We start from the raw sequence: 19,181 nt of genomic DNA on the forward strand, positions 1-19,181 counted from the left end.
AGAATAAGAAAAAGCCGTTCACTATCATAGCGAACGGCTTTTTTGTTGTTTAAATTTAAGATTAAGATGAACGATTGCTACTCCGATAACCAATCTGTCCGTCGCAATTGTTGCTTAGTCTCGCGGCGACGTTTTTTGCGCACGATGTCTATATCTTCCTTTTCGTGAATACCACCTTTCCTTAATAGTGGATCAAGCGCTAGATAATTACGTGGTTTGACAGTGCCTAGCGAGTGTTTCACACCTGTCATATTTTGACGTTCTAACTGCGCTTGCTGTTCTAGCTGCCGTTCAATTTGTTTGGCTTTTTTTAATGTTTGTTTTAAACTCATATTGTTACCTGTTTTTTTATTTCTTTGAGATACCAATGCCGAAAATCATCTTAGCGAGGAAAAGGAGTGCTAATTGTACATTCAGTACATTAAACGAGTTTGACGATACTAAGATGATTTGCAGGCTTGGTATTAGCCTTTAATACACATGACCTGCTTCAGCGTATGCACCACTTCAACCAAATCCGTTTGATTGGCCATCACTTCATCGATGTCTTTATAAGCGCCGGGTATCTCATCGATGACGCCTTTATCTTTGCGACATTCGACACCATCTGTCTGCGCTTTTAGCTCATCAATGGTGAACGCGCGTATCGCTTTACCACGGCTCATTTGTCGCCCTGCCCCATGTGAGCAAGAACAAAACGACTCTGCCGCGCCTAGACCACGTACGATAAAAGACTTTGTGCCCATAGATCCTGGGATAATCCCAAGCTCACCTGCATAGGCACTGATTGCGCCTTTACGGGTCACATAGACTTGCTCACCGAAATGCACCTCTTCATTGACATAATTATGATGACAATTGATGGCTTCTTTGGTCAGCTGAAATCGTGGCAATCCCGCTTGTGGCGACTGCAATGACTTAATGACGAGACGCATCATCTCGCGGCGGTTCTCTAACGCGTAGTCCTGCGCCCAGCCTACTGCTTCGACATAATCGGCAAAGCTATCAGACCCTTCGGCAAAGTAAGACAAATCTCGATCTGGCACATGACCAAAGCGTGATTGACGTTCTTTTTTTGCAAGGTTGATGAAATAGCGACCGATACAGTTGCCAATACCGCGACTGCCAGAATGTAGCATCACCCAGACATCGTTGTTTTCATCCAGGCACAGCTCAATAAAGTGATTACCACCGCCCAATGTCCCCAACTGCTTCGCCCAAGTACGCTCAAAACCTTTGAGCATTTTGAGTAAACCCGGGTGTTTATCAGTAATCGGTTTTAGGCGTTTTCCTAGTGGGTCAATCGTTGAGTCCTTGGCTTGGATTTGCTTGTGCATGTTGAAGCCGACTGGCACTTGTTGTTCAACGATCGAACGCAACGACTTTAAACTGTCAGGCAAATCACTCGCCGTCAGTGACAAACGCACCGCGTTCATACCGCAGCCAATATCCACACCGACTGCGGCAGGAATGATGGCTGACTTGGTCGGTATCACACTGCCGACCGTCGCACCTTTACCAACGTGCACATCGGGCATCACTGCAATGTGCGAATGTACAAACTCTAGCTGAGCTAGATTGCGTAGTTGCTGCATCGCACCTTGTTCAACATCTGAGGTGTAAATTTTGACTGGTACGCCGTGTTTTCGATTTTCATTTAATACTAATTGAATGCTCATAATTTGTTATTTCCATTTATTATTTTATAACCATGCATTTTTTATAATTACCAGTTTTTATAATTTTTAGATATTACTTATCTATCTCAATTAAACGAAAAGCTTAATAAGAAATGAAATTAATAAATTATAAAATTTAGGCAATAAAAAACCGTATTCTTATCAATTAAAAAATCAATAAAAATTCATGGTTAATTTATTATGGACATTTTAAAGAAATATAATATAGATCAAAACCGTCGGCCACAGCGTAAATAGTATACGCATAGAAAAGCTTTAGCTAAATCATAGCCTGAGTCGCTTTATTAGCAATAACGGTAAAGAAAAATGTTAGGTAAACAGATAACAGCAGGCGCAATATGGCTTAGCACAATCGCAGAGCAAATTTGGCACAGTAGACTTAGAAAAGAGATAGCGCAAGTAGATACAGAAAGCTATTCGCTGATATCGATGAATGGGATATCACTCAATAGCTTATATAAAAATTTAGCCAAACCTTTTCGAAGGTGTCATTGCTGTCATGTGGTTTACACATTCAATCTTTAAAAACGTCTTGGTAGTTATATAGGACACGATGATTCCTCCATAGGTTGTGGCTAATGTCAGGGCGACAATAGCAGATTAATTGAAACGATTTATCGCTTATGAAAGATAAGCGATATAAATCAATGAGCCAATAATAACGATTTAAAAATTAAAGTCAATAATTAATTTGGTTTGTATAGAAAATAATTTAATAAACGTGTGTTTAATTAATCACTTTAATTTGAAATCTTATCGGTAGTTTTTATACCATAAAACTATTTAACACTTCAGCCAATAAAGCAGCAGCGATAATTATAAATATCACCCCACAACCACGATTGAGCCACGCTAAACGATTACCCACATCGAGCCAACTTGCCAGCTTTTTGCCACCTAGCGTATATACGATTTGCCAAATCGTTTCGCTCAAAAACAAGCCGATGGTCAATAGGACATATTGTGGCCATAGTGGCGCACTGAAATTGATAAATTTAGGGAAAAAGGCCGCAAAGAACAAGATAGCTTTCGGATTAGATAGTGACACCCAAACACCAGTACGAAACAAGGTCGTGTTGCTCGGCGCTATTTTAGTAGCAGCACTAGAGAGTGAGCGCGGCTGTGGTGTAGGCAATCCATCAGTAGCAGCATAGTCTGCTGCTACCTCTGCACTCAACTCTTTAGCATCACTCATCAAGCTACTGTCACCAGCATCGCGCCAAGAGCTGATACCCAAATAGATTAAGTATACTGCACCCACGGCTTTAATGATTGTCAGTAGCCACGGTGACTGGCGACTGATTACGTCTAATCCAAGCAGTGTCGATAGCAGTAATACAAACAAGCCAAGGCTCAGACCTGCCAGTGTCCATAAGGTTCGTTTGACGCCATAGTTCATGCCATACTGAAATGCCAGTAGCATATTAGGACCAGGGGTCGCTGAAATAAAAAACGTACTTGCGAAAAACACTGCAAACAGATGCCAAGACATCAACCCACCCCTACTTTGTCATGTGTAAATGGTTCTAATACGAACGGCTATACGACTTAAATATGCGACTAAAAAATAAACACCGCCATTCAGACGGTGTTACTTATACCTATATGTCAAAAAAGTCTCGCAAAAATTCTTAAAGGAACGACACGCATTCTTCTAAATAACTATGACTGCATAAACGGCTGAGTCGTACAGCTATCTAACAGCTTCTTTAAGAATGCATCACAGCGTTCAATTTCGCTAAGCTCCACATACTCATCCGCTTTATGCGCCTGTTCAATACTACCAGGGCCACAGATAATCGTTGGGATACCTGCATTGGTAAACTGACCGCCTTCAGTCGCGTAAGCCACTTTATGACGCTCATCATCTCCTGTCAGTGCAGCGATTAGTGATTGCAACTCAGCACTATCGTCATCAGTCATTGCTGGTACGCTTTCTTCTTGCATCAGCTCAATGCCAGTCTCTGGCGCGCGTGCTTGCATTTGGGCATTTAGCTCAGCAACTTTGGCTCGAATGGGCGCTAGTATATCGTCTTGCGTCATGTGCGGCAGGTTACGATAGTCAAAAGTAAACTCGCACAAGTTGGGTACAATATTGGTCGCTGTACCACCATGTATGGTACCTACAGACAATGTCGAGTATGGCACTGTAAATAACGCATCGTTATCATCACGAGCGCTCAGCTCTTCAGCAAGCGTATCTACATAGCCAACCAATCTGCTAGCGTAGCTAATCGCATTGACACCTTGTGCAATCAATGACGAATGCGCCGACTTGCCATGTACACGGCAACGATAAACTGCGATGCCTTTGTGTGCAACTACCATAGCCATGTTAGTTGGCTCACCGACGATACAATAATCAGGCGTAATACCGCGTGCTTTTAGGTCTGCCAAAATCAATGGCGCACCCAAGCAGCCAACCTCTTCATCGAACGACAATGCTAAATGTAATGGACGACGTAGCTGACCGCTGTTCGATAACTGCACGGCTTGCGGCAATATCGTTAGCGCACAAGCGATAAAGCCCTTCATATCACACGCACCGCGACCATATAGCTTATCACCACGTATCGTCGCGGTAAATGGCTCTGAAGACCACGCTTGCCCATCAACTGGCACAACGTCGGTATGACCTGATAAGACCAGACCGTTATTGATAATATCAGCGTTTTCACCAGCTGGTACAGTCAAAAACAAGTTAGCTTTGGTCTTAGCTTCATTAAAGGTCAAATCTACCGTCAAACCCAACTGCTCACAGTACGACTTTACATCATTAATCAAAGCCAAATTAGAATGACGACTGACCGTATCAAAGGCGATGAGACGTGTTAACCAATCGAGGCTTTGAGTAGGATGCTCAGCATTTTTCAGCTGGACATCGCTGCTACTATCAACATTATCGCTATTACTGACATTGTCGCTATTACTACTGTTATTTTGGATCATAAAATATCCTTACTACAATTTTCAGAACTATGATGTGTCAGAGCTGCTTACGATGGATTGTTATGATTCATCACATCCACCACTGGCGGCATTGGTTTTGGTAACTTACCTTCTGCCTGTAGCTCTTTGGTTGTTTTGGCATCGATAGACAAACCAGCGATGAGCGCGATATCTTTGACAGCCTTACGCTTACGCGTAGCAAAGCTTACGGGTACCATACGAGCAAATTCATAGATATAAAGATAAGACTCTTCGCCACCTTCAAAATCTTCATCATCTTCGAGACGAATTGCGCCAATCTTAGCCAAATCAGATAGCATCTCGTTTTCTTCACTGGTCAAACCACAATCGGTAATACCAAAACCGGTCATAAAACCGTTTGCCCACTGTTTCAACGCCATCACGCGCTCGTATAAATCATGTTCATCATCTGGGATGAGCGGCATGTACGCGTAGGCATCATCTTTGTCTTTTAGCTGAAAAACGATGTCTTCCGCTTCTTCTGTCAGCAAGGTCAATGCAGGCTCTGGTAATGGGGCAAAGCTGAGCTCTTCAAACACCTTGGCCCAAGTTGCTTCGTCAGGCGCATTACAAGCCGTCATAAGCCCTGTCATCATGCCATGCACTTCGCTGATAGACACGTCCGTCCAATCATCAAACGCAGTCAGCCAAGTATTCCAGCCAGAGATATTATCATTCATAATAGATGTCCTAGTAATTGATTACTGCTCATAAAATAAAAATAGTCGCGATAAAATGTCATAGACAAATCATCGATAAATAAAAGTGAAAAGACAAAGCCTGATGCTTGTAATTACTTTGTTGATATAGATATTATGCGGTCACCTATGGCATTATTAAATGCAGCGAACAAAATTCATTCACGCTTACTTGTTAAGGATAAAAACTGACTATGTATGATCAACTTAGAATATTAGAAAAAATGGTACTCGACATCAAAAAACAGTATCAGCTTGTCAGTGCTGAACTTAGCAGCTTAAAACAACACCCTGTTACTGATTCAAAAGAATTTGCCGCACTAAAAACCAAATTAGACAACAGCCATAACGAACGTGACGGTGCCAAAAAACAACTGAACGATCTCGACAAGCGCTATCAGAGTCTTGCAGAAGCGCACCATATGATCGGTGAAGAACAAGACAAACTGCAAAAACAGATCAGCCAATTACAACAACAAAACAGCGAGCTGCAACAACACAATAATGAGCTAAAGCAGCAGTATAGCGATATCAAACAACAAAACAGTGAGCTGCAAAAGAAGAACCAATTGGCAGCCGAGCGTACGCAAGTCGTATTACAGCGCCTAACCCGTATCGATCAAGCAGAAGGCTAACGTTTTCTTGTAGCAGATAGTAGACGTACTGCTTATTAAACTGCCCAACGCTATTTGTAAAATCTGATATCACTCATTTCACTGACCAGACATTGTAGGATTTATCATGACCGATGACCAAAGCAAATCGATAGAAAAACAACCAAAAAATACTCAAGCGCCAAGTGCGCCAGCAACAAGTGTGCCAATACCAGCGCAAAAAATGACACCAGCAGCGTCAAATATAACAAGCGCCATGGCACAATCTAATACCAAAACACCTAAAGCGCCTGAACCACAAATCAAAAAAGTTGATATCGCGATTGCTGGGGTCACTTATCCAATCTTTTGTCCAGTACATGAGCAAGAAGAGCTACTGTCAGCGGTTTCGTATATCAACAACTATGCGCTCGATTTAAAAAGAGATGCGCCAAGCCTTAGCCAAGAAAGCATACTGGTACTGTGCTGCTTGAACCTATATGAAAAAATTCATGCCAATCAAAGAAGTGATGAAGATCGCTTGCAGAAAGACAAACAGTCCGAAGCATTGCTGAATAAAATTATGAAAGATGCTCATTCTATTCTATAGATGCATCGTACTGTACTAAACTCATAAGCGCCTAGCCAATGAAGTTAGGCGCTTTTTTATGGTCAATCATTTATCTATTTATGCATAAGGCGTGTAGGTCTTGCCTGCGTGAAAGTCTGCCTGATGCTCATAATTGCAAAAGAATAACTCTTGGTTCGCTTCAACATTGCCATCGGTAGCTATACTTGGTTTGGTCTCGAGTACGCCGCGATATTCAGCCAAGCTGTTGCCACAGAAATTACACTGACGCGGAGTGGTCACATCCCCTTCTTTTGGCATCATGCTTTTAGGCGCACGTGGGTACATAAACTTATAAAAAGCCCACATTGAAGCCCAAATAATAAGGATGACAATAATAACAGCAAACACGGCAGTGCTCCTTCGATTACGGGTAAACGTGAGAAATAATAAAATCTACTAAATAAGATTATTTAAGACGTTTTGATAGCATAAATTTTACCGTCAATAATAGCGATAATACAATGCCTTTACCGTTTAATTGCTAATTGCACTAACGGATTTATATCCAACGTATAGCTGTATGAGTAAACCAGTCAACTGTACAACAAAAAAACCTGGCCACGATAAGCCAGGTTTTTTATCAAAAGTAACCGTCAAGTTAAAACAACAATCAGGTTAAAGTAACAATCAGCTTTTAGCAGGGTTACAGCTGTAGCTCACTGATATCAGCTACCGTCAAGAACAAGGCGCGAACCTGTTTGAGCAATGCCAAGCGATTGTTTTTAAGCGCAGCATCTTCGCTGTTGACCATTACTTGATCAAAGAACTGTGTCAACGGCTCATCTAAGCTAGCCAGCGTTTGCAATACTTGCGTATAGTCCGCTTGCTCCAGCAATGGCTGTACCACTGTCTGTGCTTGCTGCACATTTGCATATAAATTTTGCTCAGCTGGTTCAGACAGTAGAGTTTCATCGACTGTATCAGCAACGCTCACTTCTGACTTGGCCAATATATTAGCAACACGTTTGTTTGAGTCAGCCAACATCGACGCCTGTGACAGCTCGCTAAATGCTTGAACTGCACGGATACGCTGATCAAAATCTAGCGGCATATGCGGGTTAATCGCTTGTACGGCTTGAATCGTATCGACACTAACGCCCTGCTCCGTATACATCGCACGGTAGCGCGAGTTTAGGAATGCCATGACTTGGGTAAAAGTATCACCCATTTTGGCAATCTTGCTACCTTCAGCATCGCTATAGCCTTTAATCGCTTGCTCAACGAGCGCTACCAGATTAATCGGCAACTGCTTTTCGATCAAAATACGTAAGATACCAATAGCAGAACGACGTAAGCTAAACGGATCCTTTGAACCCGTCGGTGCTTGGTCAATCGCAAAAATACCAACCAATGTGTCCAAACGATCCGCCAATGCTAGGCAAATACCAATCGGTGTTTGTGGTAATACATCACCGCTGAATTTCGGCAGATACTGCTCTTCTAAACTGGCAGCGACCGCTTCTGGCTCATCATTCAAACGTGCATAATAAGTACCTGCGATACCTTGTAATTCAGGGTACTCGCCGACGAGCGAGCTGGCTAAATCTGCTTTAGACAAAATGCCCGCACGTACGGTTTCATCGACATTGATATCGTGACCCTGCTGCTGCATCAACGTGGCGATAAACGCAGCAAGCTTAGCAATACGCTCAGACTTCTCCCAAATCGTCCCCAATTTATCTTGGAATACGCGATTTTTTAGGCTCTCTGTGAGCGCGAATAATGGCTGCTTTTGATCTTGTAAGAAGAAAAACTCTGCATCAGCCAAACGTGGACGCACAACTTTTTCATTACCTTCGATAATCTGGTTAGGATCTTTTGATTCAATATTGGTAATAAAAATGAAATACGGCTGCAATTTGCCAGTTTTATCAGTTAAACAGAAATACTTTTGATCCGCTTGCATAGTCGAGATAAGCGCTTCTTGCGGTACTTGTAAAAAGCGTGCTTCAAAGCTTGCTCGTAGCGCAATTGGAAAATCGACCAATGCGGTGACTTCGTCCAACAAATCTTGCGGTACGATGGCGTCAGAATTGACTTCATCTGCCAAAGCTTTGACTTGGTTTTTGATCAGCATTTGACGCTTATCGAAATCTGCCACCACTTTTAGACCGTCTAGCAATTTCTCATAATCATTGGCATGAGCAATATTGTGATAATCAGGGCTGTGGAAGCGATGACCACGCGTTTGCGTACCAGTCTGATGACCCTGGATAGTGGCATCAATGACAGTATCATCCTGCATCAATACTGCCCACTGTACTGGACGTACAAACTCGTTGCGGCTAGCACCTGAGCGCATACGCTTAGCAATTGGCAAATTATCTAGCGCGGTTTGGAAAATAGCAGGCAGTAGCTCAGTTGTCGCTTGACCACGGATAGTCTGCTCAAAACCGACATAGTCACCTTTATCGGTATTAATCGTTGTAAGCTCGCTAGCTTCAATACCCAAACCTTTGGCAAAACCCATGGCCGCACGTGTTGGATTACCCTCTGCATCGAACGCCGCTTTAATCGCTGGTCCGCGTTTTTGCTCTGTGCGATCAGGCTGCTTATCGCTAATACCTTGAATCTGAATGGCCAAACGTCGCGGAGCAGCAAAAGCTTTGATACTATCAAAGGTGATATCTGCTGCAGTTAATTGCTCAGTGATACTGGCTTGTAGCGCATCACGTAGTGGTTTTAGGCTCTTTGGAGGTAGCTCTTCACACCCCAGTTCAAATAGAATAGTACTCATGGGATGCTCCTATTTATGGTTAGTAGATTGGTTAGTGTCGGTAGTTTCTTTTGTTATGCCGTCTGCTGCTAAGTTGTCTGCTGCCACGTCTTCTTTTGGCAAATACTTATCAAGCGCGGCTTGGCGATGTTCTTCATCAGCCAATGGGAAGCCCAATTTGGCACGAGCTTCGACATAACCAAAAGCAACCTTACGAGCAAGTGTACGCACACGTAGGATAAAACGCTGACGCTCAGTCACTGAAATAGCGCCACGTGCATCAAGCAAGTTAAACGCATGAGATGCTTTTAATACCATCTCATAAGCTGGCAATGGCAATCCTGCATCGACCAATTTGTCGGCTTGTTGCTCATAAAAATCAAACATCTCGCCCATCATTGGCACATCAGCGTGCTCAAAGTTGTAGGTAGACTGCTCGACTTCGTTTTGATGAAAGACATCGCCATACGTGACACGGCCAAACTCACCGTCTGCCCAGACCAAATCATAAACGCTATCAACGCCTTGTACATACATGGCCAAACGCTCAAGCCCGTAAGTGATTTCGCCAGTGACTGGGAAGCACTCGATACCGCCGACTTGCTGGAAGTACGTGAACTGCGTGACTTCCATACCGTTTAGCCAAATCTCCCAACCAAGTCCCCACGCACCAAGCGTTGGCGATTCCCAGTTGTCTTCTACAAAACGCACATCATGCACCAATGGATCAATACCAATGGCTCGTAGTGAGTCCAAATACAACTCTTGGATGTTCGGTGGATTCGGCTTTAGCACGACTTGGAACTGATAATAATGTTGCAGGCGGTTAGGGTTATCACCATAGCGCCCGTCAGTAGGACGACGTGATGGCTGTACATACGCTGCATTCCAACGCTCAGGACCTAACGAGCGCAAAAACGTCGCGGTATGAAAAGTACCTGCACCGACTTCCATGTCGTAAGGCTGCAATACAACGCAGCCTTTATCGGCCCAATAATTTTGCAAAGTTAAGATTAAATCTTGAAAAGTCATCGGTTGAGAGTCTTTATCTTGTGTCATCGGGGTTATCGCTTGGGATGTCATAGTTTCGGTTTTCATAGTAAAGCCACTGTGAAATGAGTATTATTAAATAAATCTCTGATAGCGCACGCGCGACCTATTCGGCAACGACTCTATCTGCCTGCTCACCTTACTAAAAATTGACTATTTTATCCATATTTACATCAACTAAATTTGCATAGTGAGCATAAAACCTCGGTTGTATAGCGTATTTTCAGGCAAATCATCATGGAAGTCGCACTAATATAATAAATAAAAAAATACCCAAATGCGCTAGCATTCGGGCAGGAGGAAAATTGTATCTTGGGCATCCTGATTGATCAGGCTTTTTATTTTTTGGAGGTCTACTGTTTTTAGCAACTACGTCTAACTTAAACTTGATTCTTTAACTGGTTCAGAAAACCTAATTTTAAAAATGCCTATCAGGCTTCTATTATTGATAAGACTGACTATTGGCTTTTGGCATAATTATCCATAGGATGATATAAATTAAAATGCCTGGTACTGCTGCGCTTAACGATGAGATAATGACGAATAATACTCTCACCCATGTTGGCGACCAACCAGCATATTCTGCAATGCCACCCATCACACCTGCTATCATGCGATTATTTGGTGAGCGATGTAATTTTGCTAACTTAGCCAAATCAAATACCCCTCTATTTTCTATTCTTGTTTATTTTTTATTCTATTTTTCTGATTGTCTTACGTATTTAACTAAAACATTATCTTGCTTTGCTAACTTACGAATCAGTATATCAATAATTCAGGATTTATCTGTTGAAGGTATAGCAGTACTTTGTGAGTTTATGCTACTCAAGCTTACCCTAATCTGTCATAGCACCATGCAAGCCCCTGATTTTAAATAGTTATTTCAAAATGTTTCAGAATCATCTTTGTTGCTATAACCTTGCAATCTAGCTTTACATATCTTGTTATTTTTAATTTAATCAAAGAGATAAGCTCGCTTTATAACGCTAAAATCGAGTCAAACTTTTGATAGTCTGAATAATCTTTTAGCTGACCAATTTTACTCGATTAAAAGAACTCTCAATTAAAAAAACTGCGATTCCGTGTACGTCCGATATACCTTATTTTTACAATAACCCACCTGCAAATCATCTAAAACCTTTATACCATGCTGATAAGTATACTGTGCTGATAAGCAACTTAGGTTTTTAGACGTTCTACTATGAAAGCTAGGACACTGCTCAACTATTAGATAAAAGTACCTTTACGAAGAATATTAGAAGTAAGGAACGTGTTTGGTATTACGATTCTTAATAGATTTCTGCTTTGGATTATCTAACTTAGACAGCATCGACCGTATTTTTTGGAATAGACATGCAACGCTGAGATTAGAATAAAAAAATAATAAGGATAACTATGTACGATACTGGATTAATGATTGGACATTTCGAGCCCCTACATTTAGGACAGATGCGCAGCATATTGGATGCAGCAGGACAAGCCAAAACCTTACATATCGTCATTATGGCGCATCCATTGCCGCATCCAGATTTTACCATCACCTTACAAGACAAAGCGCGTTGGCTACAGATGGCCTGTGCCGACTTGCCATTTATTCATATTCATACTACTCATGAGATAGAGCTACCGCTGCACGAACATCTGTATAGTGCCAGTGATGATGTCAGTATCGATGTCGCTGCTAGTAATGCCAAATTGCAACGTTTGATAGACGCCTTATCACTATCAGCAGAGACTGTATTATTTATGGCGGAAAACCATCCGCTCACCCGCAATGACCTACAGAAGCAGCTGCTTTTGCCAGTGGTCACTACGCCGCTACAGTCTGAGTTTGACTCTTATGCCATCGCTCATAATCCAGTCGCCCATTGGTCAGCACTTCATCCGCAAGCACGCGCCGACTATACCAAGACTGTCGCTATCGTCGGCGGTGAAAGCTCAGGTAAGACGACGCTAGTCCATAAGCTTGCCAATTATTATGGTGCTAGCTTTGCCCTAGAAATGGGACGCCTATATGTCGGCACCGATTTGGGTGGTAGCGAGGTTGGATTACAGTACAGTGATTATGGCCCTATTTGTCTGGATCATGCTGAGGCAATCCGAGAAGCTAAAGCCCGTGCGACGGCCCCTATCACCATCGTTGATACTGACTTTGTCACTACGCAAGCATTTTGTGAAGAGTACGAGGGTCGCACGCATCCTTTCGTGACTGCTTGTATTGATGAGTTTCGTTTAGACCACACCATTATGTTAGATAACAATACGCCATGGGTTGATGATGGTATGCGATCTTTGGGTACGCCTGAAGCGCGTGGACGCTTTGAGCAGCGTTTGATAGATATTTTTGCGCGTCACGATATTACGCCGCATATGATTGATCAGCCCGACTATGACGCTCGCTATCAACAAGCACTACTATTGATTAATCAATATATCTATGGCAAAAAATCATAAACTGTACTGAGCATATTTATAATAATTTATTCAATTAGCACATGTTATTTAACTAGCACACTTTATTTAACTAATACATGACAGTTAGCACTATATTGATATCAGTATTTACTTTAGGGGAAAAGCGATGCGTATTCAGCTATTGGACAACATCACCGGAAAATGGGCGATGCAATGGATTATCATTTGGTTTATTTGCGGTGTTATTGCTTTGTCCGCAGGTTTTTGGCTCACGACAGACCATACCACGCTTGATTGGTTTTATTTAGTGGTCTCGTTCATTGGTTTGGTTTGCGTGGTCTCGCTATCATTCCGCAAAAACGTCATGGGCAATGGCTTTGGTATGGGGGCAACGGCTGGCGAAGTCATCGTACAGGCAACGTCTGGCGCAGTTGGTTTGATGCTTGCTCCACTATTTAACTTTTTTACCCATGTTTACGGTATTTTTTATTGGTCAAAACATACTGATCCTGATGGCGATATGATACCTAAATCAGCAAGCAAAGCTGTCTGGTTAATCACTGCTGCATTCATTATTATTGGACTTGCACTGTTCCCTACGGTAAATGACTTATTAGCAAGCTATGGTTATGCGGTCGTACAAGATGATAGTAGTCTGTTTTTGGGATTTATCTCTTTCTTTTGGATTAATGTGATTGCCTTTGTGCTTTCTATTACCGCTCAGGCAGCTATGATTCTGCGTTATTCATTTAATTGGTGGTTGTGGATTATCGTCAACTTTGTCTGGCTCATTGTGAATCTGATGTCTGGCAACTATATCTTTGCTATTCAAACTATGGTGTATCAAGTAAACGCCTTTATCGGCCTTTATGAGTGGCATCGTAGCGAGCAAGGATAATGCGTCTCTTATAGAAAAACCCCTTGGGAATTTGAATAAAATCTTGCTGATATAGCACCCATAGTACGAATGAACTTGACTGTGCCGTCTATCAGATAACATGGTAGACAGGCGCAATTAGTGCTACAACTGATATTAACAATTGTCTTCATACTGAGATTAGTAGCGAGTCCATTAGCTAGTATGAGTTACTCATCTTATTTACTAACAGGGAGGTTAGTATGTCTCGTCAACCAAAAGTGTCCAAACGTACGCTAGAGCAATGGCTTAGTGAGTACTCGGTCAGTCACCAAAACTTGGTCAATAAAAAAATCCATTGGCTATGTGTGCCAACCATTTTTGTTAGTCTGCTAGGTATGGGTATGTCACTATCCGTATGGTTTACCTTAGTACTAAGCGCACTGGTATTACTGTTTTATATTCGCTTATCTACGCCACTGTTTTTAGCGATGGGGATGTTTATTCTTATCTGTCTATCAGTGATGGCAGCGATGCCATGGGGCTTTAAAGCGTGGGCAGCGGTATTTGTCGTTGCATGGATTGGCCAATTCATTGGTCATAAAATCGAAGGCAAAAAACCTTCTTTCTTTAAGGATCTACAGTTTTTATTAATCGGTCCAGCATGGGTGGCTAATAGTTTGATGCAGCGTAAATAGTTGTCAATTTATGCGTAATTTTTGCAGGAATTCATCTTAGCTGTAGGCTATTGATAACATCTACAACTGTTACCCTTAACAAAATAATATCACCAATAAAAAAGCGCCACTCAGAGATTACTGAGTGGCGCTTTGTTTACGTAAGCTTTTGGGGCTATTAAGATTTTAGGGCTATATAAAATAGACTCCCCTATCTTACGCACCAAACACTTTCATACGCTCTTCGACTGGCTTAAATGCTTTTTCACCCGCTGGCTGCTCAATCGTTCCAAATACCAATTGTGCATTTAGCGTCCAGTCTTTATCGATATCCCAAGCGCTAGCTACTTTTTGATCGATTACTGGATTGTAGTGCTGTAAGTTTGCGCCAACATCGATACTGGCTAGTGCCGTCCAGATAACATATTGATGCATGGCGCTGGTTTGACTTGCCCAGATTGGGAAGTTGTCAGCATATAGTGGCGCGGCTTCTTGCATACCTCTGACGACTGCTTGATCTTCAAAAAACAATACAGTACCAGCACCGTTACGGAAACCATTGACACGCTCTTTGGTCGATTTGAACTTCTCTTCGTCACCAACGATTTCGCGTAATGTATCTTCGGTCATATCCCACAACTTACGATGGTCATCGCCAAACAATACAACGATACGCGTTGATTGCGAGTTAAACGATGATGGCGTGTGCAAAATAGCATGTTCAACTATTTTCACGATTTCGTCATTAGCTACTGGTAGCTGGTTGCTTAGCGCATAGATAGAACGACGTTTTTCTGCTAGCTGCTGTAATGTTGTTAAATCTGACATAGTGTTTCTCCATGTGGTTAGTAAAATAGTTGTTAATAAAAATAATGTTTAGCGTCAATATTTACTGGTATGAGTACTTTAATTGATAAATCGCTTTGCTTCTCAATGACTACGTAAATAGCGGTACTTCCATCACTAGCACACGGCTAGCTACTGTTGCGTCCATCATAAAGCTCTGAGTATCCCAAATGCAAAGGCCGTCACGAGTAGACAGGACTTGGCCATTTATTACGACTTCACCGCTGAGGACAAATACGTAGACACCGTTGTTAGGATTATTTAACTGATAAGTTTGCGATATGCCTTCGTCAAAACCACCCATGCTAAACCAAGCATCTTGATGAATCCAAACCCCTGCATCATCAGCATTAGGTGATAGCACTTGGCTAAACTCGTTAGGTCGCATGATATCGCCCATATGCACCTGCTGATAACGCGGTGCGACATCCATTTTGTTTGGTATCACCCAAATTTGCAAAAACCTCACAGCCTCTGTATCGTCACCGTTCATTTCACTATGGGTAATGCCTGTACCCGCTGACATCACTTGAATTTCACCAGTTTCTATGACGCCCTCGTTGCCGATACTATCGCCGTGAGCGAGCTTGCCGGATAGAGGAATACTGATAATCTCCATGTTACGGTGCGAGTGATTGCCAAACCCTTGACCGCCAATGACAAAATCATCATTAATAACGCGTAAGGCCCCAAATCCCATACGTTCGGGATTATGATAATTGGCAAAGCTAAAAGTATGTCTGCTTTTAAGCCAGCCATGATTGGCATCGCCACGTGAGTCTGCTGCGTGATAGATTGTTTTCATAATTCGTCCTTAGCTATCAACAGATTAATCCTCTATATACTTATTATCGATTAATCTATTTAAACAATGGGATTATTATAATTATTAATTCTACATAGATAAACAACGCTAAATGCAATTAACTATTCTTTTTTATAGAACAATCAGAGCGGTTTTAACGTAATATATATTTTTTACATATATTAGCACAGCTAACTTTATATAAATTACTTTAAGTTATGCTTATATAAAAACTGTCTGCTGTTGAGGTTTTCTGTGAAAATTTCATGACGCTCTTTATTTGAAAGTACCCCTTTATGATTGTTCTTCGTAAACGTATAAAAGGTAACTCAGCCACTTACTGTTTATCGCTTATTGTCTATTGAGTAAGCACCCGCACCATGAGCAAAAATCATCAAAAACCCACCTGCGATCGAAATATTTTTCATAAATGAGATCATCTGTGATTCGTCAGTCCAGAACTGATGAAAAATAATAGCTGACACGATGCTAAACCCAGCAAACAAGAAAGCGATTGGCCGAGCTTTATAACCTAGCAAGATAGCGATACCACCTAGTACCTCAAACGCGATTACCAATGGTAGTAACATACCAGGCACACCTACTGACTCCATATAGCCTTGAGTAGTCACATAATCTGTGATTTTACCAACGCCTGCAAAGATGAAAATGATTGATAACAATAGAAGACCGAGCGTTGCGCTAAATTACTGTAATTTGTCCATAATGATACTCTAAAAGTGTGTTTAATCATGTCTCTAAGTAGAGAATAGCGCGATTATAGGCGTTGACTAGCATGGGATAAATAGCAATAATCACAAATATAAGTTCTTGGTGTAAGAACAATCATGAGGCATCGATAATGGGTCAATTAGAAGATATGGCGATGTTTGTACGCATTGTTGAGGCAGGTAGTATTACGAAGGCTGCTGAGCAGTTAAATATTGCAAAATCAGCCGTCAGTCGCCGACTTAAAGAATTGGAAGAGCGTTTAGGCAGTCAATTAATCAACCGTACTACCCGCCAATCTAAATTGACGCAAGCTGGTGAGCAATATTATCAGCAAGTGAACAATATCTTGCGCGCGGTTGACGCTGTCAATGAGCATGCTACTGACGCTCCCATGCGTATTGAAGGTACATTGAAAATGACAGCGCCGTTGTCCTTTGGACTCATGCATCTGAACGATGTGATTGATAAATACGCCAATCAGCATCCCAATCTGAGATTCGATCTGGATTTTTCTGATCGGCGTATCGATTTGATTGAAGAAGGCTATGAGTTGGCCATTCGAATCGGAGAGCTACAAGATTCTAGCTATCAAGCAAAAAAGTTGGCATTGATTCGTTGTGTGATTTGCGCCAGTCCCGATTATTTGGCAAGAATGGGCACTCCTGAAACGCTAGACGACTTAGACAACCATGCGCTGTTGCAATACAGTCTCGGTCAAACCAATATTTTAAACTTGGTGGATACTGAAGGCAGAAGTCATCATCGTACGATAGATGCCAAAATCAAAGCCACCAATGGTGAGTTTTTAGTGGATTTGGCAGTCAAAGGGCATGGGATTACCTTTGTACCGACTTTTATTGCTTATAAAAAACTGGCGCTGGGCGAGCTTGTACCTGTCTTCCAACACTATCAATTGCCAACCCTAACCGCTTATGCTGTTTATCCAAAGAATCGTTTTTTGTCGCAGCGTTGTCGTTACTTGATTGATTTTATTGCCGAGCAATTCGGTGATAATCCGTACTGGGATCAGTATTAATCAACACTCTTATTATCCTTAACGATATCAATTGCTATTGATTTTGGGGCGCCGTCCCTTCTTTCACTTTACTAATCGTCAGCCCCGTGAACCCGAATAGCAGTGTCAGCAGTAATGACAAATAACAGAAAAACGCATAAGGCAAATACTCTAATACTGGCACCCCTAGCGCCTGACTAATAAATACCCCGCACACACTCCAAGGCACTAATGGATTAATCACCGTTCCTGCATCCTCAATCGTCCGAGACAAATTCTTCGGATGTAAATTCAAGCGCTCAAACGTTGATCGAAATGCTGTACCTGACAACAAGATACTCAAGTACTGCTCACCGATCAGCACGTTAATGCTCAGTGCCGACATCGCTGCGGCGAATATCGCTCGGCCTGATGTCGTCAATGTGTCCTTAATACCAGATAGCAGTGCTGGCAGAATACCCAGTGCCGTTAATAGACCACCTAAGCTTAATGCCAGTATCACAATCGCCTGGGTAAAGAACATACTCTGTACACCGCCACGTGACAGCATACCACCTACCTCACCTAGCTCCAATGACTCAGCAGGAGCGTAGCCTGCAAATAGATAGCCACCTAATTGACCAAAGCTTGGTGAACTGTGTACATAAGTAATGATTAGTGCCGCAGCAATAGTACAGATAATCGTATAGATCGCATTGACCCGAAACAGGGCTAACCCCACCAATACCACAAAGGGTAATACCGAATACCCATGTACCAAACCACTATCTATCAATTGTCCTTGTAGCATGGTTACTTGACTTAGATCAGCGCTAGTCGTCTGTCCTGAGAACATCCAAAACAAGATCACCGTCAATATCCACGCAGGTACTGTCGTATACATCATATTACGAATGTGCTCAAACAGATCGATACCGACTACTGAAGACGCAATCGTACAAGTATCAGACAAGGGCGACATCTTATCACCAAAGAACGCCCCTGAAACCACTGCCCCTGCTGCTATCGCCACATTGGCATCGAAAGCATTACTCATACCAATAAACGCCACGCCCAAAGTAGCTGCAGTCGTCAAACTACTGCCTAGAGCAATACCGATAATAGAGGTTAAGATAAAGGCAGAGATATAGTAGTACTCAGGTGAGATCAGCTGAAAGCCTACATACATCAGTGTGGGAATCGCACCCGACATCATCAAAGCCGCAACCATCAGTCCAATAAAGAAGAATAGGTAGATGGCACCGATACCACGCATGACACCTGAGGCCATTTGCGCTTGCATGTCATCAAAGCTGAGTCCTTTATACATACCGATAGCCAGTAGCACACAGATAGCCAATATAAGAGACAGATGCGGCACCCAGCCAAAGCCAATCATGGTGATGCCCATGATACCGATGACGATGGCGGATATAATAAAGGCGAGCTTGGCACTGATTAATGTGAGGGGTTTTGGTGGCATTGGATGCCCTTATGT

19 protein-coding genes are annotated in these 19,181 nt (G+C 42.3%); 6 read left to right on the forward strand and 13 right to left on the reverse strand.

Annotated elements, in window-relative coordinates; all coding sequences use genetic code 11:
- Positions 1-77: 77 nt before the first annotated feature.
- From B2863_RS05395 to B2863_RS05415, 5 genes are all read right to left on the reverse strand, one after another.
- Positions 78-332: a hypothetical protein gene (locus B2863_RS05395; RefSeq protein WP_296208056.1), complete on the reverse strand. Its 255-nt coding sequence runs from the start codon at positions 330-332 to the stop codon at positions 78-80.
- 132 nt (positions 333-464) lie between these two features.
- Positions 465-1,679, reverse strand: a complete 1,215-nt coding sequence (locus B2863_RS05400; protein WP_296208058.1) for an RtcB family protein — start codon at positions 1,677-1,679, stop codon at positions 465-467.
- A 787-nt stretch (positions 1,680-2,466) separates the two neighbouring features.
- The gene (locus B2863_RS05405) at positions 2,467-3,192 is read right to left on the reverse strand and encodes a LysE family translocator (RefSeq protein ID WP_296208060.1); all 726 of its coding nucleotides are present in this window, start codon (positions 3,190-3,192) and stop codon (positions 2,467-2,469) included.
- 170 nt (positions 3,193-3,362) lie between these two features.
- A complete protein-coding gene (gene argE, locus B2863_RS05410) occupies positions 3,363-4,649 on the reverse strand; it encodes an acetylornithine deacetylase (RefSeq protein WP_296208061.1) in 1,287 nt (428 codons plus the stop codon).
- A gap of 47 nt (positions 4,650-4,696) precedes the next feature.
- Positions 4,697-5,350, reverse strand: a complete 654-nt coding sequence (locus B2863_RS05415) for a UPF0149 family protein (protein ID WP_057761477.1) — start codon at positions 5,348-5,350, stop codon at positions 4,697-4,699.
- 212 nt (positions 5,351-5,562) lie between these two features.
- Between B2863_RS05415 and B2863_RS05420 the strand changes: the two genes are divergently transcribed.
- Both B2863_RS05420 and B2863_RS05425 read left to right on the forward strand, forming a co-directional pair.
- Positions 5,563-6,003: a hypothetical protein gene (locus B2863_RS05420; RefSeq protein ID WP_057761479.1), complete on the forward strand. Its 441-nt coding sequence runs from the start codon at positions 5,563-5,565 to the stop codon at positions 6,001-6,003.
- A 106-nt stretch (positions 6,004-6,109) separates the two neighbouring features.
- Positions 6,110-6,571, forward strand: a complete 462-nt coding sequence (locus B2863_RS05425; protein ID WP_296208063.1) for a cell division protein ZapA — start codon at positions 6,110-6,112, stop codon at positions 6,569-6,571.
- Positions 6,572-6,649: 78 nt separating this feature from the next.
- On the opposite strand, the gene B2863_RS05430 is transcribed toward B2863_RS05425, so the two are convergent.
- From B2863_RS05430 to B2863_RS05445, 4 genes are all read right to left on the reverse strand, one after another.
- A complete protein-coding gene (locus B2863_RS05430) occupies positions 6,650-6,940 on the reverse strand; it encodes a hypothetical protein (protein WP_290178762.1) in 291 nt (96 codons plus the stop codon).
- Positions 6,941-7,235: 295 nt separating this feature from the next.
- The gene (gene glyS / locus B2863_RS05435; protein WP_296208066.1) at positions 7,236-9,329 is read right to left on the reverse strand and encodes a glycine--tRNA ligase subunit beta; all 2,094 of its coding nucleotides are present in this window, start codon (positions 9,327-9,329) and stop codon (positions 7,236-7,238) included.
- A gap of 9 nt (positions 9,330-9,338) precedes the next feature.
- Positions 9,339-10,340 carry a glycine--tRNA ligase subunit alpha gene (gene glyQ, locus B2863_RS05440; RefSeq protein WP_296208247.1) on the reverse strand — a complete coding sequence of 334 codons (1,002 nt, stop codon included), beginning with the start codon at positions 10,338-10,340 and terminating at the stop codon, positions 9,339-9,341.
- Positions 10,341-10,800: 460 nt separating this feature from the next.
- Positions 10,801-11,013 (reverse strand): PspC domain-containing protein, encoded by a 213-nt coding sequence (locus B2863_RS05445; RefSeq protein ID WP_057761485.1) that lies wholly within the window; start codon positions 11,011-11,013, stop codon positions 10,801-10,803.
- Positions 11,014-11,753: 740 nt separating this feature from the next.
- Between B2863_RS05445 and nadR the strand changes: the two genes are divergently transcribed.
- The 3 genes from nadR (at position 11,754) to B2863_RS05460 (ending at position 14,327) form a co-directional block, all read left to right on the forward strand.
- Positions 11,754-12,812, forward strand: coding sequence for a multifunctional transcriptional regulator/nicotinamide-nucleotide adenylyltransferase/ribosylnicotinamide kinase NadR (gene nadR / locus B2863_RS05450; RefSeq protein WP_296208068.1), 1,059 nt, complete (start codon positions 11,754-11,756; stop codon positions 12,810-12,812).
- A 127-nt stretch (positions 12,813-12,939) separates the two neighbouring features.
- Entirely contained in the window at positions 12,940-13,671 is a 732-nt protein-coding gene (gene pnuC, locus B2863_RS05455) for a nicotinamide riboside transporter PnuC (RefSeq protein WP_296208070.1), read from the forward strand.
- A 221-nt stretch (positions 13,672-13,892) separates the two neighbouring features.
- Complete coding sequence (locus B2863_RS05460) at positions 13,893-14,327, forward strand: DUF962 domain-containing protein (RefSeq protein WP_296208073.1); 435 nt, start codon at positions 13,893-13,895, stop codon at positions 14,325-14,327.
- A gap of 195 nt (positions 14,328-14,522) precedes the next feature.
- Here B2863_RS05460 and B2863_RS05465 read toward each other — a convergent pair whose 3' ends face one another.
- The 3 genes from B2863_RS05465 to B2863_RS05475 all read right to left on the reverse strand — a co-directional run bounded on the left by B2863_RS05465 (position 14,523) and on the right by B2863_RS05475 (position 16,640).
- The gene (locus tag B2863_RS05465; RefSeq protein WP_057761493.1) at positions 14,523-15,134 is read right to left on the reverse strand and encodes a nitroreductase family protein; all 612 of its coding nucleotides are present in this window, start codon (positions 15,132-15,134) and stop codon (positions 14,523-14,525) included.
- 109 nt (positions 15,135-15,243) lie between these two features.
- Complete coding sequence (locus B2863_RS05470) at positions 15,244-15,957, reverse strand: pirin family protein (RefSeq protein ID WP_296208075.1); 714 nt, start codon at positions 15,955-15,957, stop codon at positions 15,244-15,246.
- Positions 15,958-16,301: 344 nt separating this feature from the next.
- Entirely contained in the window at positions 16,302-16,640 is a 339-nt protein-coding gene (locus B2863_RS05475) for a DoxX family protein (RefSeq protein WP_296208077.1), read from the reverse strand.
- Between the two features lie 179 nt (positions 16,641-16,819).
- Between B2863_RS05475 and B2863_RS05480 the strand changes: the two genes are divergently transcribed.
- The gene (locus tag B2863_RS05480; protein WP_296208079.1) at positions 16,820-17,725 is read left to right on the forward strand and encodes a LysR family transcriptional regulator; all 906 of its coding nucleotides are present in this window, start codon (positions 16,820-16,822) and stop codon (positions 17,723-17,725) included.
- Between the two features lie 34 nt (positions 17,726-17,759).
- Here the strand turns inward: B2863_RS05480 and B2863_RS05485 are convergent, their stop codons facing one another.
- Positions 17,760-19,166 carry a Na+/H+ antiporter NhaC family protein gene (locus B2863_RS05485; RefSeq protein WP_296208081.1) on the reverse strand — a complete coding sequence of 469 codons (1,407 nt, stop codon included), beginning with the start codon at positions 19,164-19,166 and terminating at the stop codon, positions 17,760-17,762.
- Positions 19,167-19,181: the final 15 nt, after the last annotated feature.

This window comes from Psychrobacter sp. UBA3480, from assembly GCF_002377945.1.
Classification (GTDB): domain Bacteria; phylum Pseudomonadota; class Gammaproteobacteria; order Pseudomonadales; family Moraxellaceae; genus Psychrobacter.

Coding starts and splice junctions, on each gene's coding strand:
- B2863_RS05465 (WP_057761493.1), bottom strand. CDS start 15,134: ATGTCAGATTTAACAACATTACAGCAGCTAGCAGAAAAACGTCGTTCT.
- nadR (WP_296208068.1), top strand. CDS start 11,754: ATGTACGATACTGGATTAATGATTGGACATTTCGAGCCCCTACATTTA.
- argE (WP_296208061.1), bottom strand. CDS start 4,649: ATGATCCAAAATAACAGTAGTAATAGCGACAATGTCAGTAATAGCGAT.
- B2863_RS05425 (WP_296208063.1), top strand. CDS start 6,110: ATGACCGATGACCAAAGCAAATCGATAGAAAAACAACCAAAAAATACT.
- pnuC (WP_296208070.1), top strand. CDS start 12,940: ATGCGTATTCAGCTATTGGACAACATCACCGGAAAATGGGCGATGCAA.
- B2863_RS05420 (WP_057761479.1), top strand. CDS start 5,563: ATGTATGATCAACTTAGAATATTAGAAAAAATGGTACTCGACATCAAA.
- B2863_RS05400 (WP_296208058.1), bottom strand. CDS start 1,679: ATGAGCATTCAATTAGTATTAAATGAAAATCGAAAACACGGCGTACCA.
- B2863_RS05415 (WP_057761477.1), bottom strand. CDS start 5,350: ATGAATGATAATATCTCTGGCTGGAATACTTGGCTGACTGCGTTTGAT.
- B2863_RS05470 (WP_296208075.1), bottom strand. CDS start 15,957: ATGAAAACAATCTATCACGCAGCAGACTCACGTGGCGATGCCAATCAT.
- B2863_RS05405 (WP_296208060.1), bottom strand. CDS start 3,192: ATGTCTTGGCATCTGTTTGCAGTGTTTTTCGCAAGTACGTTTTTTATT.
- B2863_RS05460 (WP_296208073.1), top strand. CDS start 13,893: ATGTCTCGTCAACCAAAAGTGTCCAAACGTACGCTAGAGCAATGGCTT.
- glyQ (WP_296208247.1), bottom strand. CDS start 10,340: ATGACTTTTCAAGATTTAATCTTAACTTTGCAAAATTATTGGGCCGAT.
- B2863_RS05485 (WP_296208081.1), bottom strand. CDS start 19,166: ATGCCACCAAAACCCCTCACATTAATCAGTGCCAAGCTCGCCTTTATT.
- glyS (WP_296208066.1), bottom strand. CDS start 9,329: ATGAGTACTATTCTATTTGAACTGGGGTGTGAAGAGCTACCTCCAAAG.
- B2863_RS05480 (WP_296208079.1), top strand. CDS start 16,820: ATGGGTCAATTAGAAGATATGGCGATGTTTGTACGCATTGTTGAGGCA.
- B2863_RS05395 (WP_296208056.1), bottom strand. CDS start 332: ATGAGTTTAAAACAAACATTAAAAAAAGCCAAACAAATTGAACGGCAG.